The organism is Rhodococcus sp. 2H158 (assembly GCF_053764755.1).
This window is the reverse complement of sequence record NZ_JBSNCE010000017.1, coordinates 32,929-47,844: the sequence shown is the minus strand read 5'-3', so window position 1 is coordinate 47,844 and position 14,916 is coordinate 32,929. Positions and strand designations below refer to the sequence as shown.

The 14,916-nt window shown below is 71.8% G+C and carries 15 protein-coding genes; 10 read left to right on the top strand and 5 right to left on the bottom strand.

Annotation, left to right across the window (positions count from 1 at the left end):
• The first annotated feature begins 51 nt into the window (after positions 1–51).
• The 4 genes from ACWPOB_RS17785 to ACWPOB_RS17770 all read left to right on the top strand — a co-directional run bounded on the left by ACWPOB_RS17785 (position 52) and on the right by ACWPOB_RS17770 (position 4,369).
• Positions 52–1,281, top strand: a complete 1,230-nt coding sequence (locus ACWPOB_RS17785; protein WP_100057850.1) for a molybdopterin molybdotransferase MoeA — start codon at positions 52–54, stop codon at positions 1,279–1,281.
• Positions 1,278–2,324: a bifunctional molybdenum cofactor biosynthesis protein MoaC/MoaB gene (moaCB, locus tag ACWPOB_RS17780; RefSeq protein WP_455401641.1), complete on the top strand. Its 1,047-nt coding sequence runs from the start codon at positions 1,278–1,280 to the stop codon at positions 2,322–2,324. The genes ACWPOB_RS17785 and moaCB overlap by 4 nt, the downstream gene beginning before the upstream one ends.
• A complete protein-coding gene (locus tag ACWPOB_RS17775; protein WP_165035458.1) occupies positions 2,317–2,763 on the top strand; it encodes a molybdenum cofactor biosynthesis protein MoaE in 447 nt (148 codons plus the stop codon). The genes moaCB and ACWPOB_RS17775 overlap by 8 nt, the downstream gene beginning before the upstream one ends.
• A 175-nt stretch (positions 2,764–2,938) precedes the next feature.
• Complete coding sequence (locus tag ACWPOB_RS17770; RefSeq protein ID WP_455401640.1) at positions 2,939–4,369, top strand: DEAD/DEAH box helicase; 1,431 nt, start codon at positions 2,939–2,941, stop codon at positions 4,367–4,369.
• 26 nt (positions 4,370–4,395) lie between these two features.
• Here the strand turns inward: ACWPOB_RS17770 and ACWPOB_RS17765 are convergent, their stop codons facing one another.
• The 3 genes from ACWPOB_RS17765 to ACWPOB_RS17755 form a co-directional block, all read right to left on the bottom strand.
• On the bottom strand, positions 4,396–5,424 hold the full coding sequence (locus ACWPOB_RS17765) for a CobW family GTP-binding protein (protein WP_455401639.1): 1,029 nt from the start codon (positions 5,422–5,424) through the stop codon (positions 4,396–4,398).
• 61 nt (positions 5,425–5,485) lie between these two features.
• Entirely contained in the window at positions 5,486–6,145 is a 660-nt protein-coding gene (locus ACWPOB_RS17760) for an MBL fold metallo-hydrolase (RefSeq protein ID WP_100058416.1), read from the bottom strand.
• A gap of 86 nt (positions 6,146–6,231) precedes the next feature.
• Positions 6,232–7,317, bottom strand: a complete 1,086-nt coding sequence (locus tag ACWPOB_RS17755; protein ID WP_006940578.1) for an S-(hydroxymethyl)mycothiol dehydrogenase — start codon at positions 7,315–7,317, stop codon at positions 6,232–6,234.
• 264 nt (positions 7,318–7,581) lie between these two features.
• Here ACWPOB_RS17755 and ACWPOB_RS17750 point away from each other — a divergent pair, with 264 nt between their 5' ends.
• Both ACWPOB_RS17750 and ACWPOB_RS17745 read left to right on the top strand, forming a co-directional pair.
• Positions 7,582–7,896: a WhiB family transcriptional regulator gene (locus ACWPOB_RS17750; protein ID WP_100058418.1), complete on the top strand. Its 315-nt coding sequence runs from the start codon at positions 7,582–7,584 to the stop codon at positions 7,894–7,896.
• A 55-nt stretch (positions 7,897–7,951) separates the two neighbouring features.
• Entirely contained in the window at positions 7,952–8,500 is a 549-nt protein-coding gene (locus ACWPOB_RS17745; protein WP_100058419.1) for a gluconokinase, read from the top strand.
• Here the strand turns inward: ACWPOB_RS17745 and ACWPOB_RS17740 are convergent.
• Together ACWPOB_RS17740 and ACWPOB_RS17735 are read right to left on the bottom strand one after the other, a co-directional pair.
• Complete coding sequence (locus tag ACWPOB_RS17740; protein ID WP_455401638.1) at positions 8,484–9,761, bottom strand: LuxR C-terminal-related transcriptional regulator; 1,278 nt, start codon at positions 9,759–9,761, stop codon at positions 8,484–8,486. The genes ACWPOB_RS17745 and ACWPOB_RS17740 overlap by 17 nt on opposite strands.
• A gap of 44 nt (positions 9,762–9,805) precedes the next feature.
• Complete coding sequence (locus ACWPOB_RS17735; protein WP_455401637.1) at positions 9,806–11,167, bottom strand: MFS transporter; 1,362 nt, start codon at positions 11,165–11,167, stop codon at positions 9,806–9,808.
• Positions 11,168–11,386: 219 nt separating this feature from the next.
• Here ACWPOB_RS17735 and ACWPOB_RS17730 point away from each other — a divergent pair, with 219 nt between their 5' ends.
• Genes ACWPOB_RS17730 through ACWPOB_RS17715 form a run of 4 tightly spaced genes read left to right on the top strand, consistent with a single transcriptional unit; the run spans position 11,387 to position 14,883 of the window.
• On the top strand, positions 11,387–12,448 hold the full coding sequence (locus ACWPOB_RS17730) for a Rieske 2Fe-2S domain-containing protein (RefSeq protein ID WP_455401636.1): 1,062 nt from the start codon (positions 11,387–11,389) through the stop codon (positions 12,446–12,448).
• A gap of 3 nt (positions 12,449–12,451) precedes the next feature.
• Complete coding sequence (locus ACWPOB_RS17725; protein ID WP_455401635.1) at positions 12,452–12,670, top strand: hypothetical protein; 219 nt, start codon at positions 12,452–12,454, stop codon at positions 12,668–12,670.
• A gap of 10 nt (positions 12,671–12,680) precedes the next feature.
• Positions 12,681–13,658 carry a PDR/VanB family oxidoreductase gene (locus ACWPOB_RS17720; RefSeq protein ID WP_455401634.1) on the top strand — a complete coding sequence of 326 codons (978 nt, stop codon included), beginning with the start codon at positions 12,681–12,683 and terminating at the stop codon, positions 13,656–13,658.
• A 25-nt stretch (positions 13,659–13,683) separates the two neighbouring features.
• Entirely contained in the window at positions 13,684–14,883 is a 1,200-nt protein-coding gene (locus ACWPOB_RS17715) for a cytochrome P450 (protein WP_455401633.1), read from the top strand.
• Positions 14,884–14,916 lie beyond the last annotated feature (33 nt).

Genomic DNA, 14,916 nt, shown 5'->3' with positions numbered 1-14,916 from the left:
GACCCGGACGAGGACGCACAGCGCCGCGACCGATGTGCCTAGGATTGGCCCATGGCGGGCGGCAGGCGGTCGGTGGAGGAGCATGCGCGACACGTGGCGACGTTGCTCTCCCCGTTGCTGATCCGAGGTACCGAACCGGTGCCGCTGCTCGAAGCGCTCGACCGGGTGCTGGCCGAGGACGTCGTCGCTCCGATCGACCTTCCCACCTTCCGCAATTCGCAGATGGACGGCTACGCGGTCGACACGGCTTCGCTCACCGCGGCGCCCGCGACCCTGCCCGTGCGTGCCGTCCTCGCCGCCGGCGACGGGGTCGTCGAGCACGTGCCCGGGACCGCCACCAAGATCATGACCGGCGCGCCGCTGCCCACCGGTGCCGACGCCGTCGTTCCGGTCGAGGACACCGCCCCGGTCGAGGACACCGTGCCGGCCGAGGACACTGCGGCCGAGGGGCGGGGACTCCGGGTCACGGTGTGCACGCTGCCCGAACCGGGGGCATACGTGCGCGAGCGCGGCAGCGACATCCACCGCGGTCGCACGCTGCTGCCCGCTGGCACCGTCGTCGCGGCCCGGCACGTCGCGGCGCTCGCCGCCGTCGGCCTGACCCACGTGTTCGTCCGGACCCGGCCGCGCGTGGCGGTGATCTCGACCGGCAGCGAACTGGTGCCCGGAGGAAGCGTTCTCGCCCCGGGCAAGATCCACGACTCGAACGGGCCGGCCCTGGCCGCCAGCGCGGCCGCCAACGGGGCGCTGGTGGTCTCGGTGGATCGCAGCGGCGACGATGCGGAGGTGTTCGCGGCGAAACTCGCTCACGCCGCCTCCGTCGCCGAGGTGGTGTTCACCTCGGGCGGGGTGTCGAAGGGCGACTTCGAGGTCGTCAAGGACGTGCTCGGCCCGCGAGGTGCCGAATTCGTGGCGGTGGCGATGCAGCCGGGTGGACCGCAGGGCACGGCACTGGTGGATTCCGTGCCGGTGCTGACCTTCCCCGGCAATCCGGTCAGCGCGCTGGTCTCGTTCGAGGTGTTCGCCCGGCCGGTACTGCGGGCCGCTGCGGGACTGCCCGCCGTCGAGCCCGAGACCCGGCCTCTGTCAACAGGTCTCAGCTCCGTGCCGGGCAAGCGCCAGTTCCTGCGCGGTCGTCGCGACGGCGACGCCGTGGTGGCGATCCCCGGCGCCGGGTCCCACCTGATCGCCGCGATGGCCACCGCGGACGTGCTGCTCGACATCCCCGCCGACACCACGGACCTCGAACCCGGAGAACTCGTGAAGGTACTGCCGCTATGACCGAATCGCACGACCTCACCCCGCCCGACGGCGGGGCCCTGAGTCACCTCGACGACCGGGGCCGCGCCCGCATGGTCGACGTGTCCGGTAAGGCCGATACCGCCCGCGTCGCGGTCGCCGCCGGCGAACTCGTCACCACCGCGGAGGTGGTGTCGCTGGTGCGGGCCGACGACATGCCCAAGGCGGACGTGCTCGCCACCGCGCGGATCGCCGGGATCGCGGCGGCCAAGCGCACGTGGGAGCTGATTCCGCTGTGCCACCAGTTGGCGCTGTCGTCGGTGAAGGTGGCCTTCGGGTTCACCGACACCGCGATCACGATCGAGGCGACGGCAAAGACGAAGGGCCCCACGGGCGTCGAGATGGAGGCCCTCACCGCCGTCGCGGTGGCCGGGCTGACGTTGCACGACATGGTCAAGGCCGTCGACCCCGCCGCGGTACTGAACGGAGTGCGGTTGGTCTCGAAGGAGGGCGGCAAGCGCGGGCACTGGCAGCGCGACGAGGCGGAGACCGCCGCTCCGGCGGAGGACGAGACCGTCACGCCGGACGAGGGCGAGATCGTGGAGCAGGCCGGCGTGCCGGCGACGGTGCTCGTCGCGTCCACGGGTGTGGCTGCCGGTACGCGGGAGGACAGGACGGGCCCGCTGATCGCGGACTTTCTCGAGGCGCGCGGCTTCACGGTGCGTGGTCCGCTGGTGTACGCCGACGCGGACATCGCGTGGGGACTCGAGGACGCGCTCGCCGGCGACCCGGCCCTGGTGATCTCCACCGGCGGGACCGGCGCCTCCCCCACGGACGCGACCCCGGAGGCGACGCTGGCGCTGCTGGACCGCGAGCTGCCGGGGGTCGCCGACGCCATCCGCCTGCGCGGCCTGCAGGCCACCCCGCACGCCTCGCTGTCACGCGGCGTGGCCGGGCTGGTGGGCCGCTCGGTGGTGGTCAATCTGCCCGGCTCACCGGGTGGCGTGAAGGACGGGCTGGCGGTGCTCGAGCCGATTCTCGGCCACCTGCTGGCCCAGGTCGCCGGAGGAGGCGCGCATGAATGAGCTGCTGGCACGGATCTCGGCCGAGCCGCTCGACCCGGCGTCGGTGGACGCCGCGGTCGCCGGCCCCGAGCACGGGGCGGTGGTGCTGTTCAGCGGGGTGGTGCGCAACCACGACGGCGGGCGCGCAGTGAGCGCGCTCGAGTACCGGGCGCACCCCGAGGCGGAGCGATTCCTGCGCCGCTGTTGCGAACAGGTGGCGGCGGAGTCGGGACTGCCGGTCGCCGCGGTCCACAGAGTGGGCGATCTCACCATCGGCGATCTCGCGCTGGTGGCGGCGGTGGCGGCACCGCACCGGGCCGAAGCCTTCGCTGTGTGCGCCGAACTGGTCGAACGCATAAAACGCGAGGTCCCCATCTGGAAGCGGCAGCGATTCGAGGACGGTCTGTCCGAGTGGGTCGGCCTCGACGCGTGCGCCGACGAGCATCCCGGCGTGGGGTAGGCTGCGGTAGTTCGGGCATCACGACGATGCTCACCGTCGTGGGATACCGGCGGACCGGGATCGTGCCCGGTTCCGCATGCAATACCGGCATCGGCTTTCCTTGCGGCGATCCACTGCGCCCTCCGAGATCGTCTCGGGGTGCGTGCACGCTGCATCGAAAGGCAGTTCTGTACCTATGACCGTTTCCTTCTCCGACCTCGGCGTCCCCCGGACCCTGGTGGCCTCCCTGGGCGACAGCGGCATCACGAGCCCGTTCCCGATCCAGGTCGACACGCTGCCCGACACGCTGGCCGGCCGTGACGTGCTCGGCCGCGGCCGCACGGGCAGTGGCAAGACGTTGGCGTTCTCCATTCCGCTCACCGCGCGCCTGGCCGGCCGCGCCACCCGCGAGGCAGGCCGCCCGCGTGGGCTGGTGCTGGCCCCCACCCGCGAGCTGGCCACGCAGATCGCCGCGGTCGTCGAGCCCCTCGCGCGGGTCGCCGGGCTGCGGGTGACCACCATCTTCGGCGGAGTGTCGCAGAACCGGCAGGTCGACGCGCTGCGCCGCGGCGTGGACATCGTGATCGCCTGCCCGGGCCGGCTCGAGGACCTGATGCGGCAGAAGTTCGTCACGCTCGACGCGGTGGAGATCACCGTGCTCGACGAGGCGGACCACATGGCCGATCTCGGCTTCCTGCCCGGTGTAACGCGCATCATGAACGCGACCCCCAAGGACGGTCAGCGCCTGCTGTTCTCGGCCACGCTGGACAACGGCGTCGACAAGCTCGTCAAGCGGTTCCTGCGCAACGAGGTGCTGCACTCGGTCGACGAGGCGCACTCCCCGGTGGCGGCGATGACCCATCACGTGTTCGACGTCGACAACGCCGACACGAAGAAGGACCTCGTGCGGACCCTGGCGTCCGGTACGGGCCGGCGAATCCTGTTCATGCGCACCAAGCATCAGGCCCGCAAGCTCGCCCGTCAGCTCACCGAGTCCGGCATCCCGGCGGTCGATCTGCACGGCAACCTGTCGCAGAACGCGCGCGACCGCAATCTCGCGGCGTTCTCCTCCGGTGAGGCGCGTGTGCTCGTGGCCACCGACGTCGCGGCCCGCGGCGTCCACGTCGACGACGTGGAACTGGTGGTGCACGTCGACCCGCCGGCCGAGCACAAGGCGTACCTGCACCGTTCGGGCCGTACGGCCCGCGCCGGGAGCACCGGCGACGTCGTGACCGTGGTGCTGCCCGAGCAGCGCAAGGATCTGGCCGTCATCATGCGCAAGGCCGCGATCAAGGTCACTCCGGTGCGGGTGACGGCGAAGTCGGAACACGTGCTGGACCTGGTCGGCGAGATCGCCCCGCACGTGAGCCCGTCGGTCAAGCAGGCCGCACCGGCCCCGTCCGGCGGTGGATCGCGACGGCCGGCCCGGCGCAGCGGCAGTGGGGCCGCCGCTCAGCGCGGCGCCCGGCAGCACGGCGGCGGGACCGCCCGGCAGCACGGCGGCGGGGCCGCCCGGCAGCAGGGCGCGTCGCGGCAGGAGCAGCCGGCGGCCCGGCAGGAACGCGCCGGCCAGGCCGGGGGGCGCCGACGTCGCCCGAATCACACGTCGGCGACCGCCGCACGGTAGGTAGGGTCCCGCTACCGGTCCCGCGCTCAGCGCGGGGTGAACCGGTGCACGGCCAGCATCGCGTCTGCCGGCACCGGTTCGGTCGGGACACACTCGGCGAGCCGGGCGCGTACCGCCTCGGGGTCGAGATCGGCGCCGATCACGACGAGCCGGGTGGTGGCGGGGACGTCGCCCGTGCGCCGGACGGGGTCGAAGCGGATGTGGTCGCCGACGGTGTGCAGCAGGTAGGTGCGCGTGCGTCCCCCGGCGACGAGGTGGACGTACCCCTTGATGCGGAACACCCCGGCCGGCTGGTCCTCGAGGAAGTCGACGAGGGCACGCGGGTGCAGTGGGACGGGGGATTCGAAGTCGATGGCTTCGTAGCCGTCGTGCAGGTGCGTGTGGTCGCCGTCCTCGTCGTGTTCCTCGTACAGCAACCGGTCGAGGCTGAGTTGTTCGCCGGGTTGCGGCTCGGGGCGTTCGGGGATGTCGAACAGCAACGCCGGGTCGATGCGCCCGTGCACGGTGGACACGATCGCGGCGCGGTCGTTGAGGCGGCACAGCAGTTCGAGCAACTCGTCGTGGGCGTCGCCGTCGATGCGGTCGGTCTTGTTGAGCAGCACGAGGTCCGCGAGCGCGACGTGCTGATCGAGTTCGGGATGCCGGTCCCGGACGGTGCCGAACTCGGCGGCGTCGACGACGAGGACGAGACCGCCGTAACCCACGTATTCGTTGCCCGAGCCGACGACGAGCCGGATCATGTTGCGCGGCTCGGCGAGTCCGCTGGCTTCGACGACGATGACGTCGATGCCGGAGGTACGGTGCGCGAGCCGGTCGAGCATCGCGTCCATGTCGGCGACGTCGACGGCGCAGCACAGGCAGCCGTTGCTCAGCGAGACCATGGAGTCGACCTGCCCGGCGACCATCATCGAGTCGATGTTGACCGAGCCGAAGTCGTTGACGATCACGCCGATTCGCGCGCCGCGGTTGTTGCGCAGCAGGTGATTGAGCAGGGTGGTCTTCCCGGAGCCCAGGAATCCTGCGACGATCACCACGGGGATCCGCTTGTTCGCCATGAGGCGAGCCTAGCGGTGCGTCCCGCCGGCCGGTCCGGGGACGGGACGCACCACGGGCGTGTCAGTTGCCCCGGCGGATCCATTCCTCGAGGTGCGGGGACTCGGTGCCGATCGTCGTGCCGTCGCCGTGACCGGTGTGTACCTTCGTCTCGGCGGGCAGGGCGAACAGCTTGTCGCGGATCGAGCCGATGATGGTCGGGAAGTCCGAGTACGAGCGTCCCGTCGCACCGGGACCGCCGGAGAACAGGGTGTCGCCGGTGAACAGCTCGCCCGCCTCCGGCAGGTACAGGCACGTCGAGCCGGGCGAGTGCCCGGGGGTGTGGATGACCTGGATGTCGGTGCCCGCCACCGCGATCCGATCACCGTCCGCGAGCGGCCGGTGCGCGACACCGGGGTGGGTCATCTCCCACAGCACGTCGTCGGCGGGGTTGAGCAGGATCGGTGCGTCGAGCTTGTCGGCCAGTTCCGGGGCGACGGTGACGTGGTCGTTGTGCCCGTGCGTGCACACGATCGCCACCACCTTCCGGCCGCCGACCGCGTCGATGATCGGCTGCGCGGTGTGCGCGGCGTCGACGATCACGACCTCGTCGTCGTCGCCGACGAGCCAGATGTTGTTGTCGACCTCCCACTCGCCGCCGTCGAGGGCGAAGGTGCCGTGGGTGACGACCCGGTCGATACGCAGGCGGTGCCGATCCCCCGTCGCTTCGCTCGCCCCGGTCACGTCCCCCGTCGCTTCGCTCGCCCCGGTCACGTCCCCCGTCGCTTCGCTCGCCCCGGTCACATCCCCCGTCGCTTCGCTCGCCCCGGTCACAGGACCACCACCGAGCGCAGCACCTCGCCGCGGTGCATCGTCTCGAACGCCTTCTCCACCTGGTCGAGGGCGATGCGCTCGGTGACGAACTTCTCGAGCGGCAGCCGGCCCTGCTGGTAGAGATCGACGAGCATGGGGAAGTCCCGCTCGGGCAGGCAGTCCCCGTACCAGGACGACTTGAGCGACCCACCGCGGGAGAAGAAGTCGATCAGCGGCATCTCGAGGGTCATCTCCGGGGTGGGCACCCCGACGAGGACGACGGTGCCGGCCAGGTCGCGGGCGTAGAACGCCTGCTTCCACGTCTCCGGGCGACCGACCGCGTCGATGACCACGTCGGCGCCGAAGCCGCCGGTCAGCTCCTGGATCGCCTCGACCGCGTCGACCTCGGCGCCGTTGATCGTGTGGGTCGCCCCGAGGTCGGTGGCCCACTCGAGCTTCCTCGGGTCCCGGTCGACCGCGATGATCTTGTTGGCGCCGGCGAGGCGGGCACCCATGATCGCGGCGTCGCCCACGCCGCCGCAGCCGATCACCGCGACGGAGTCGCCGCGGGTCACCCCGCCGGTGTTCACCGCGGCACCGAGGCCGGCCATCACCCCGCAGCCGAGCAGGCCGACGACGGCCGGGTCGGCGCTGGGGTCGACCTTGGTGCACTGCCCGGCGTGCACGAGGGTCTTGTCGGCGAACGCGCCGATGCCCAGGGCCGGGGTCAGCTCGGTGCCGTCCTCGAGGGTCATCTTCTGCGTGGCGTTGTGCGTGTCGAAGCAGTACTGCGGGCGGCCGCGCTTGCAGGCGCGGCACTGCCCGCACACGGCCCGCCAGTTGAGGACGACGAAGTCCCCGACGGCGACCGAGTCGACGCCCGCACCGACTGACTCGACGACACCGGCGGCCTCGTGCCCGAGCAGGAACGGGAACTCGTCGTTGATGCCACCCTCCCGGTAGTGCAGGTCGGTGTGGCACACGCCGCACGCGGCGATCGCGACGACGACCTCCCCCGGCCCCGGGTCGGGGATGACGATCGGCACGACCTCGACGGGAGCGCCCTTCGCGCGGGCGACGACGCCCCGGACCTGCTGTGGCATGACGGTGTCTCCTTCTTCTCGTGCGGTGCTCACGCGACGTCGGCGACGTATCGCGATATGCGCACACGCTATCGGCGACGGGGCGCCCCGGTACCTGATCGAAGGAGTGGATCCACCTGACCGAAAGACCAGTCCCACACTTTCGACCCCGAAATGCCGAAGTGTCGTTGATCGAGTACGGAAGTCCGGCTAAGCTTCGATATGACCGCCCTCACAGGGCGCAGCGTCCAGGCGAGGCGACCCCTCGCAGGCCCGAGGAGTGCAATGTCGATCGCCAACACGGTGACCCTCCCCCACCCCCGCAGCGAGAGCTGGGACTGGCAGCTGCACGCGGCGTGCCGTGGCCACGAGTCGTCGGCCTTCTTCCATCCCGAGGGGGAACGTGGCCGCGCACGCGAACTGCGCGAGTACCGCGCCAAGCTCGTCTGCGCCCGGTGCCCGGTCCTCGAGAACTGCCGCACCCACGCACTGGAAGTCGGTGAGCCGTACGGCATCTGGGGTGGCATGTCGGAGTCCGAGCGCCGCTCGCGCCGGGCCGCCGTGAATCGGTCGGCCCGGTGGGGCATGCTGGGGCGCTGACGCGCGTCCCACCTCCGCCGCGACGCGGCGCCAGGCGCCGACCAGGGAGGCACGAATGGACTCACCCGGCCACCCCGGCCCGCCGATCCTCGTCGTCATGGGGGTGTCCGGCTCCGGCAAATCGACCGTCGCGGCACTCGTCGCCGAGGCCACCGGATGGGACCTGCTCGAGGGCGACGACCTGCATCCGCGTGCCAACGTGGAGAAGATGGCCGCCGGCCGGCCGCTCAGCGACGCGGACCGGGCGCCGTGGCTCGCCGCGGTCGGCGCGTGGATCCGGGACCACACCGGCCGGGGCCGGCCGGGGGTGGTGACGTGCTCGGCGCTGCGCCGCCGCTACCGGGACGACCTCGCCGGCGAGAACGTGGTCTTCGTGCACCTGGCGGGCACGCGCGAGCAGATCCGGGAACGGCTCCGCACGCGGCGCGGCCACTACATGCCGGCCGACCTGCTGGACTCGCAGTTCGACACGTTCGAGCCGCTCGAACCCGACGAGGCGGCGATCGTTGTCGGCATCGACGCCGAGCCCGCCGACGTCGCCGCCGAGATCGTGGCGCGGGCGACCGAGTGGACGCGCGGGACGGACGTCAGCCCGCGGCCTTGATCCCCGCCTCGGCGCCGAGCGCGGCCGCCTCCCCGCGGGTGCTCACCCCGAGCTTGCGGAGCACCGAGGCCACGTGGAACTTGACCGTCGACTCGCTGACGCCGAGCCGCTCGGCGATCACCCGGTTCCGCCGCCCCGCGACGAGGTGCTCGAGCACCTCCACCTCGCGTGGCGCGAGGACCGCCAGCGCCTCGAGTGCGGGGCTCCCGGCCACGGGTGCGGGCATGTCGAGCGGTAGCCGGGCCGCGACCCGGCAACCCCAGCCGGGCGTGGACTCGGCCTCCACGGTGCCGCCGAGGGTTTCGGCCCGGTCCCGCAGCTGCCGCGCGAGGTCGGCGGCGTCGGCCTCGCCGTCACCGTCGTCCCGGATGTCGATCAGCAGATCGGTTCCGTCGCAGTTCCAGGCGACCCGGACGCGGCCGAGGTTCGCCTGCGCGGACATCGCGAGGACCGCGCCACGGGCGAGGGCCCGGGCCGCATGCGCGACCTCGCCCGGTAGCGCCCGCCCGTCCACCGGCGGGGCGACCATCTCGAGCACCACCTCGCGGTGCCGGAGCAGACCGCGCAGTTCGCCGTGCAGCCTAGCGAAGGCGGTGGTCACCGCCTCCTCGGCGAGTTCGCGGTGACGGTCGACGGCCGAGCGCAGCCCGATGAGGGCATTGGTGGCGGTTTCGCGCGCGGTGATGCGGGCCCGGGTGTCGTCGAGGTCCCTCGACCGCAGCGTCGCGAGGATCGACTCGAGCGTCATCGCATGGGCCTCGGTGAGCTCGGCAACGGTCCGTGCGCGTTCGGAGGACGCGGCACGGGATTCGGCGAGGTACGCCGGGCTGGCGTTGCGGACCTGCAGCTGGATGCCGGTGGCCACCACGGCGAACAGGGCCCGCACCAGCTCGAGGGGAATCGAGCCGGTGCGGGCACCGTCCGGGACGAGCACGAGCAGCGTGTCGGTGGCGTCGAGGATCGCCCACACGTCGCGGTCCCGGCCCGCGATCCGGGCCGGGCCGCGACGGATCTGCCCGGTCGCGAGTTCGCTTCGGACGCGGTCGAGTTCGGCGATGGTCACGCGGTCGACGATCGCCGGGTCGCCGGCCACCTTGCGGGGCCGGCCGGTGCATTCCCGCGTGAAGATCACCAGGGCGGTGTGCGGGACCAGGTCGGTGAGCAGCGCCGAGAAGCGCTGGCCGATCTCGGTGAGCGGCCCGACCAGCACGTCCCGCAGGTTCGTGATCAGCGTGTCGGGGGCCGGGATCGGGGTGTTCACTCCGGTCACGATAGCGCGCGCGGCCCGGCGGCCGGCACCGCCGATCAGTGTGTGGCCACCGAGGCGGGCGTGTCGGCGGACCGGGCGTCCGCGGCGTGCGCCTCGAACCGCAGCCGTCCCACGGCGACGGCGGCGAGCACGAGGGCGCCGGCGACGAGCAGGTAGAGCTGGGCGGGCGACCAGTGCAGGTCGAGCAGCGCACCGGCGACGATCGGCGAGGCGATGGCCCCGAGCCGGCCGACGCCGATGCCCCAGCCGACTCCGGTCGCCCGCACCGACGGCGCATACACCGAGGGCGTGATCGCATACAGGCCTGCGATGCACCCGTTGACGAACACGCCGATGAGGGCGCCGAGCGCGAACGCGACGACCACCGCGACGGTAGCAGGGACGAAGACCACGAGCAGAACGCCGGCGATCACCATGTACGACGCCAGGACCCGCTTCAGCGCGAATCGCGCGGACAGTGCGCCGAGCAGCGTCGCGCCGAAGATGCCGCCGAGGTTCAGCAGCACGCCCCCGGTGATGCCCTGGTCGGCCGACAGGCCAGCCTCGACGAGCAGCTTCGGCGTCCAGCTCGTCACGAAGTAGAAGGCGAACATGGTCAGGAAGAACGCGGCCCAGACGAGCAGCGTCGAGCGACGCTGCCGGGGTGCGAGGAGGCTGCCGATCCTGACGCCGGACCGCGCCCCGGAAGCGTCGGCCTGGCGCGGCGCGGGCAGCGCGGCGAGCGGCTGGTGCCCGGCGCGGACCGCGAACGCGTTGATGCGGGCGAGGGCGTGGGCGGGCCGCCGGGCGAGCAGGAAGTCGAGGGATTCGGGCAGGCGGAGGTACACGACCGGGATGATCACCGCCGTGCAGACGCCGCCGAACAGGAAGACGGATCGCCATCCGTAGGAGTTCTGCAGCACGACGGCGATGATGCCGCCGACGGTGGCGCCGACGGCGTAGCCGGTGGAGTTCAGGCTCACCGCCAGCCCGCGCCACCGGTTGGAGGCGTACTCGCTGGCGACGACGTTGCTGCTGGCGAGGATTCCGCCGATGCCGACGCCGGTGAGGGCGCGCAGCAGTCCCAGCTGCAGGGCGCTCTGGCTGACCGCGGAGGCAAGCATGCCGATCGACGCGATCCCCAGGCAGAGCAGGATCATGCCGCGGCGGCCGATCGTGTCGGCCCACGGCGCGAGGAACAGGGAGCCCGCGGCCATGCCGAACAGGCCTGCGCTGAGCAGCAGGCCGAGCGCCGAACCGGACAGGTTCCACTCCTGGGACACCGACTGGGCGGTGAAGGCCATGACGAGCACGTCGAAGCCGTCGAGGACGTTGAGCAGCACGCAGATCGCCACCGCGCCCCATTGGAAGCGCGTCATCGGGCTGGTGTCGATGCGTTCACGTAGATCGATTGCCATGTATCGGGCCCCTGTTCGAAGGATGTGAGGCGAGTCACCTGCGAGGAGCGTTGCGGATCGGATCACAGCGAATCCACCCTCCTTCCGGATACCGGAAGGAGGGCCCTCGACTTTCCGGCATCCGGAAGTCGGGTGGCGCCCGTCACGTGTCGCCCGTCACGGTGGTGGCATCCGCCGGTCGCTCGGACCGGAACCATCCCCGTGGAGACGAGACAACTCATGACGAAGATCGCCCGGAACCAGTGGTATGTGGCCGCGTACGGCCGCGAGATCGACCGGGAACTGTTCGCCCGGACCATCTGCGACGAGCCGATCCTGTTCTGGCGCACCGAATCCGGTGAGGTCACCGCAATGTCGGACCGGTGCGTGCACCGCCGCTTCCCGCTCTCGCAGGCGCCGAGCCGCCTCGCGGGCGACACGGTCGTGTGCGGCTACCACGGCTTCACCTACGGCTCCGACGGCGGCTGCGTGGCCGTGCCGGGCCAGAAGCGGGTGCCCCGCACCGCGCGACTGAAGTCCTACCCGGTGGTCGAGCAGGACTCGTTCGTGTGGATCTGGATCGCCGACCCGGACCGTCCGGCCGAGCCCGATCCGACCCGCATCCCCCGGGCGCCGTGGCTCGACTCGCCCGGCTACGCCGTGGCCTCGGGCATGGAGCCACTGCAGGCGCGCTACAGCCTGCTCGTCGACAACCTGATGGACCTCTCCCACGAGACGTACCTGCACGGCGGCTACATCGGCACCCCCGAGGTGGCCGAGACCCCCATCACCACCGAGGTCGACGACGAGGCCGGGATCGTCTACGTCTCCCGGCACATCGCCGACGCGGAATGCCCGCCCTTCTACGCCGAATCAACCGGCCTCGAGGGCCGCATCACCCGGTGGCAGGACATCGAATACCACCCGCCGTGCCTGTACCTGCTGCACAGCCGGATCGCGCCCGTCGGCGTGCTGCCGCCCGAGACCGGACCCGACAGCGACGCGTTCCACGTCGAGGTGGTCTACGCGATCACCCCGGAGACCGAACACTCCACTCACGATTTCTGGTCGGTGGCAAGGGATTTTGCGCTCGACGACGAGAAGGTCACCGAGTTCCTGCGCGAGAACAACCGTACCGTCGTGCTCCAGGACGTCGTCGCGCTCGACCGGCTCGAACAGGTGCTCGCCACCGAGCCCGAGGGGTACCAGGAACTGAGCATCAACATCGACGCCGGCGCCCTGGCCGCGCGGCGGATCCTGCAGGCGATGACGGCGGGCGGCACCCTCGCCGAGACGAGGTGACCGATGTCCTCGCAACCGAACCGGATGCTGCGCGGGCCCCACGTGATGCGCGTCGTGTGGCTGCCCGGCTCCGACCGCCTCGAGGGAACGTGCCATTGCGGTGCCCGGCACGTCGCCGAGGACCCCGTCACGCTGTGGGACTGGCTGCTCGCCCATCCCGTCGGCCACGCCGCCGCCCTCCCCCCGCCACCCGAACCGACCCGCGAACTCGCCCACACGTGAGGACCCGACCATGATACTCCCGGAAAAAGGCTCCCCAGCAACAGAATTCGGCACCGAACTCGAAATCGTCGAGCGGACGGAACCCGCGGACGGCGTCGTCGCGCTGCGCCTGCGGCACCCCAACGGCGAGCCCCTGCCGCCGTGGAGTCCCGGCGCGCACATCGATCTCGTGCTCGACGAGGACCTCGTCCGCCAGTACTCGCTGTGCGGCGACCCGGCCGACACCGGGACGTGGCGCATCGCCGTCCTGCGCGAGGCCGACGGCCGCGGCGGCTCGCAGTACGTGCACGACAAGCTCGCCGTCGGTGACCGCGTCCGCGTTCACGGACCCCGCAACAACTTCGACCTCGCCCCGGCGCCGCGCTACCTCTTCCTCGCCGGCGGGATCGGGATCACCCCGATCGTGCCGATGATCGCCGCGGCCGAGGCGGCCGGCGCCGACTGGTCCCTCACCTACGGCGGCCGCCGCCGTGCCTCGATGGCGTTCGCCGACGACCTCGTCACCCGCTACCCGGGCCGGGTCACCCTCGTGCCTCAGGACGAACGGGGCCCGCTCGATCTGCCGTCGCTGCTCGGACACGCACGTCCCGGCACCCTCGTCTACTGCTGCGGCCCCGCCGGGCTGCTCGACGCCGTCACCACCGCCTGCGCCGACCGGCCCGCCGGGTCGCTGCGGATCGAACGGTTCGCCGCGAAGGAACAGTCCGCTCCGGTGCGCTCGGACGGCTTCGAGGTGGAGCTGGCCCTGAGCGGCACCACCGTCACCGTCACGCCCGGCGAGAGCGTCCTGGACGCCGTCGCCGCCGCGGGCGTGCAGGTGCTCTCGTCCTGCCGGGAAGGCACCTGCGGCACCTGCGAGACCACCGTGCTCGCCGGCACGGTCGATCACCGCGACTCCCTGCTGACCCCCGAGGAACAGGCCGCGCACGACACCATGCTGATCTGCGTGTCCCGCGCCGCCTGCCCCCGCCTGGTTCTCGAACTCTGACTGCCCGAATCCCGAGGTGACCGCCGTGACCGTCGCAATGCACCCGCCCACCCTCGACGACGACCCGTTCGACGACGCCGTCCTCGCCGACCCGTACGAGTTCCACGCCCGTCTGCGCGCCGCCGGACCGGTGGTGTACCTGCCCCGATACGACGTGTACGCGACGGGCAGGTTCGAGGAGGTCCACGCCTGCCTCACCGACTGGCGCACCTTCGTCTCCGGACGAGGGGTCGGCCTGGCCGACTTCGCCCACGAGACACCGTGGCGTCCCCCGAGCCTGCTGCTCGAGGCCGACCCGCCGGACCACACGGTCGTGCGGGCGGCCATGGGGGCCGTCGTCTCGCCACGCACCGTGCGCGCGCTACGCGCCGGGTTCGAGGCCGAGGCCCACGCCCTGGCCGACGCGCTCGTGGCCCGCGGTGAGTTCGACGCCGTCACCGATCTCGCCGAGGTGTTCCCCCTGCGGGTGTTCCCGGACGCGGTGGGGATCCGGGAGGACGGCCGCGAGCATCTGTTGCCGTACGGCGCCACGGCGTTCAACGCTTTCGGCCCCCGCAACGACCGCGTGGAGAAGGCACTCGCCGCGTCCGGGCCGACGCAGGAGTGGGTCGCGGAGTCCTGCCGGCGGGAGAATCTCGCGCCGGGCGGGTTCGGCGCGCAGATCTGGGCGGCCGCCGACCGTGGTGACATCACCGCCGAACAGGCGCCGATGCTCGTTCGATCCCTGCTCACCGCCGGCGTGGACACCACCGTTCACGGCATCGCCAACACCGTCTACGCCATGACGCGGTTCCCCGGGCAGTGGCAGGCGCTGCACGCCCGGCCGGCGCTCGCGAAGTTCGCGTTCGACGAGGCGCTGCGCTGGGAATCGCCCGTGCAGACCTTCTTCCGCACCACCTCCACCGACACCGAGGTGGCCGGCGTCCCCATCGGCGAGGGCCGCAAGGTCCTGCTGTTCCTCGGCGCCGCCAACCGCGACGAACGGCGATGGGGACCTGATGCGCACGTCGTCGACATCCACCGCTCCGCCGGTGGACACGTCGCGTTCGGCATGGGCATCCACCAGTGCGTCGGCCAGCCGATCGCGCGGCTCGAGGCCGAGGTGCTGCTCACCGCGCTGGCACAGCGGATCCGGCGGATCGAACCGGCCGGGGATCCGGTGCCGCAACCGAACAACACGCTCAAGGGCTGGGCTAGCATTCCGCTCAGAGTCGAACCGGCCTGACCGGAGCAGTTCCCGAGGAAGGGGTGAGCCCAC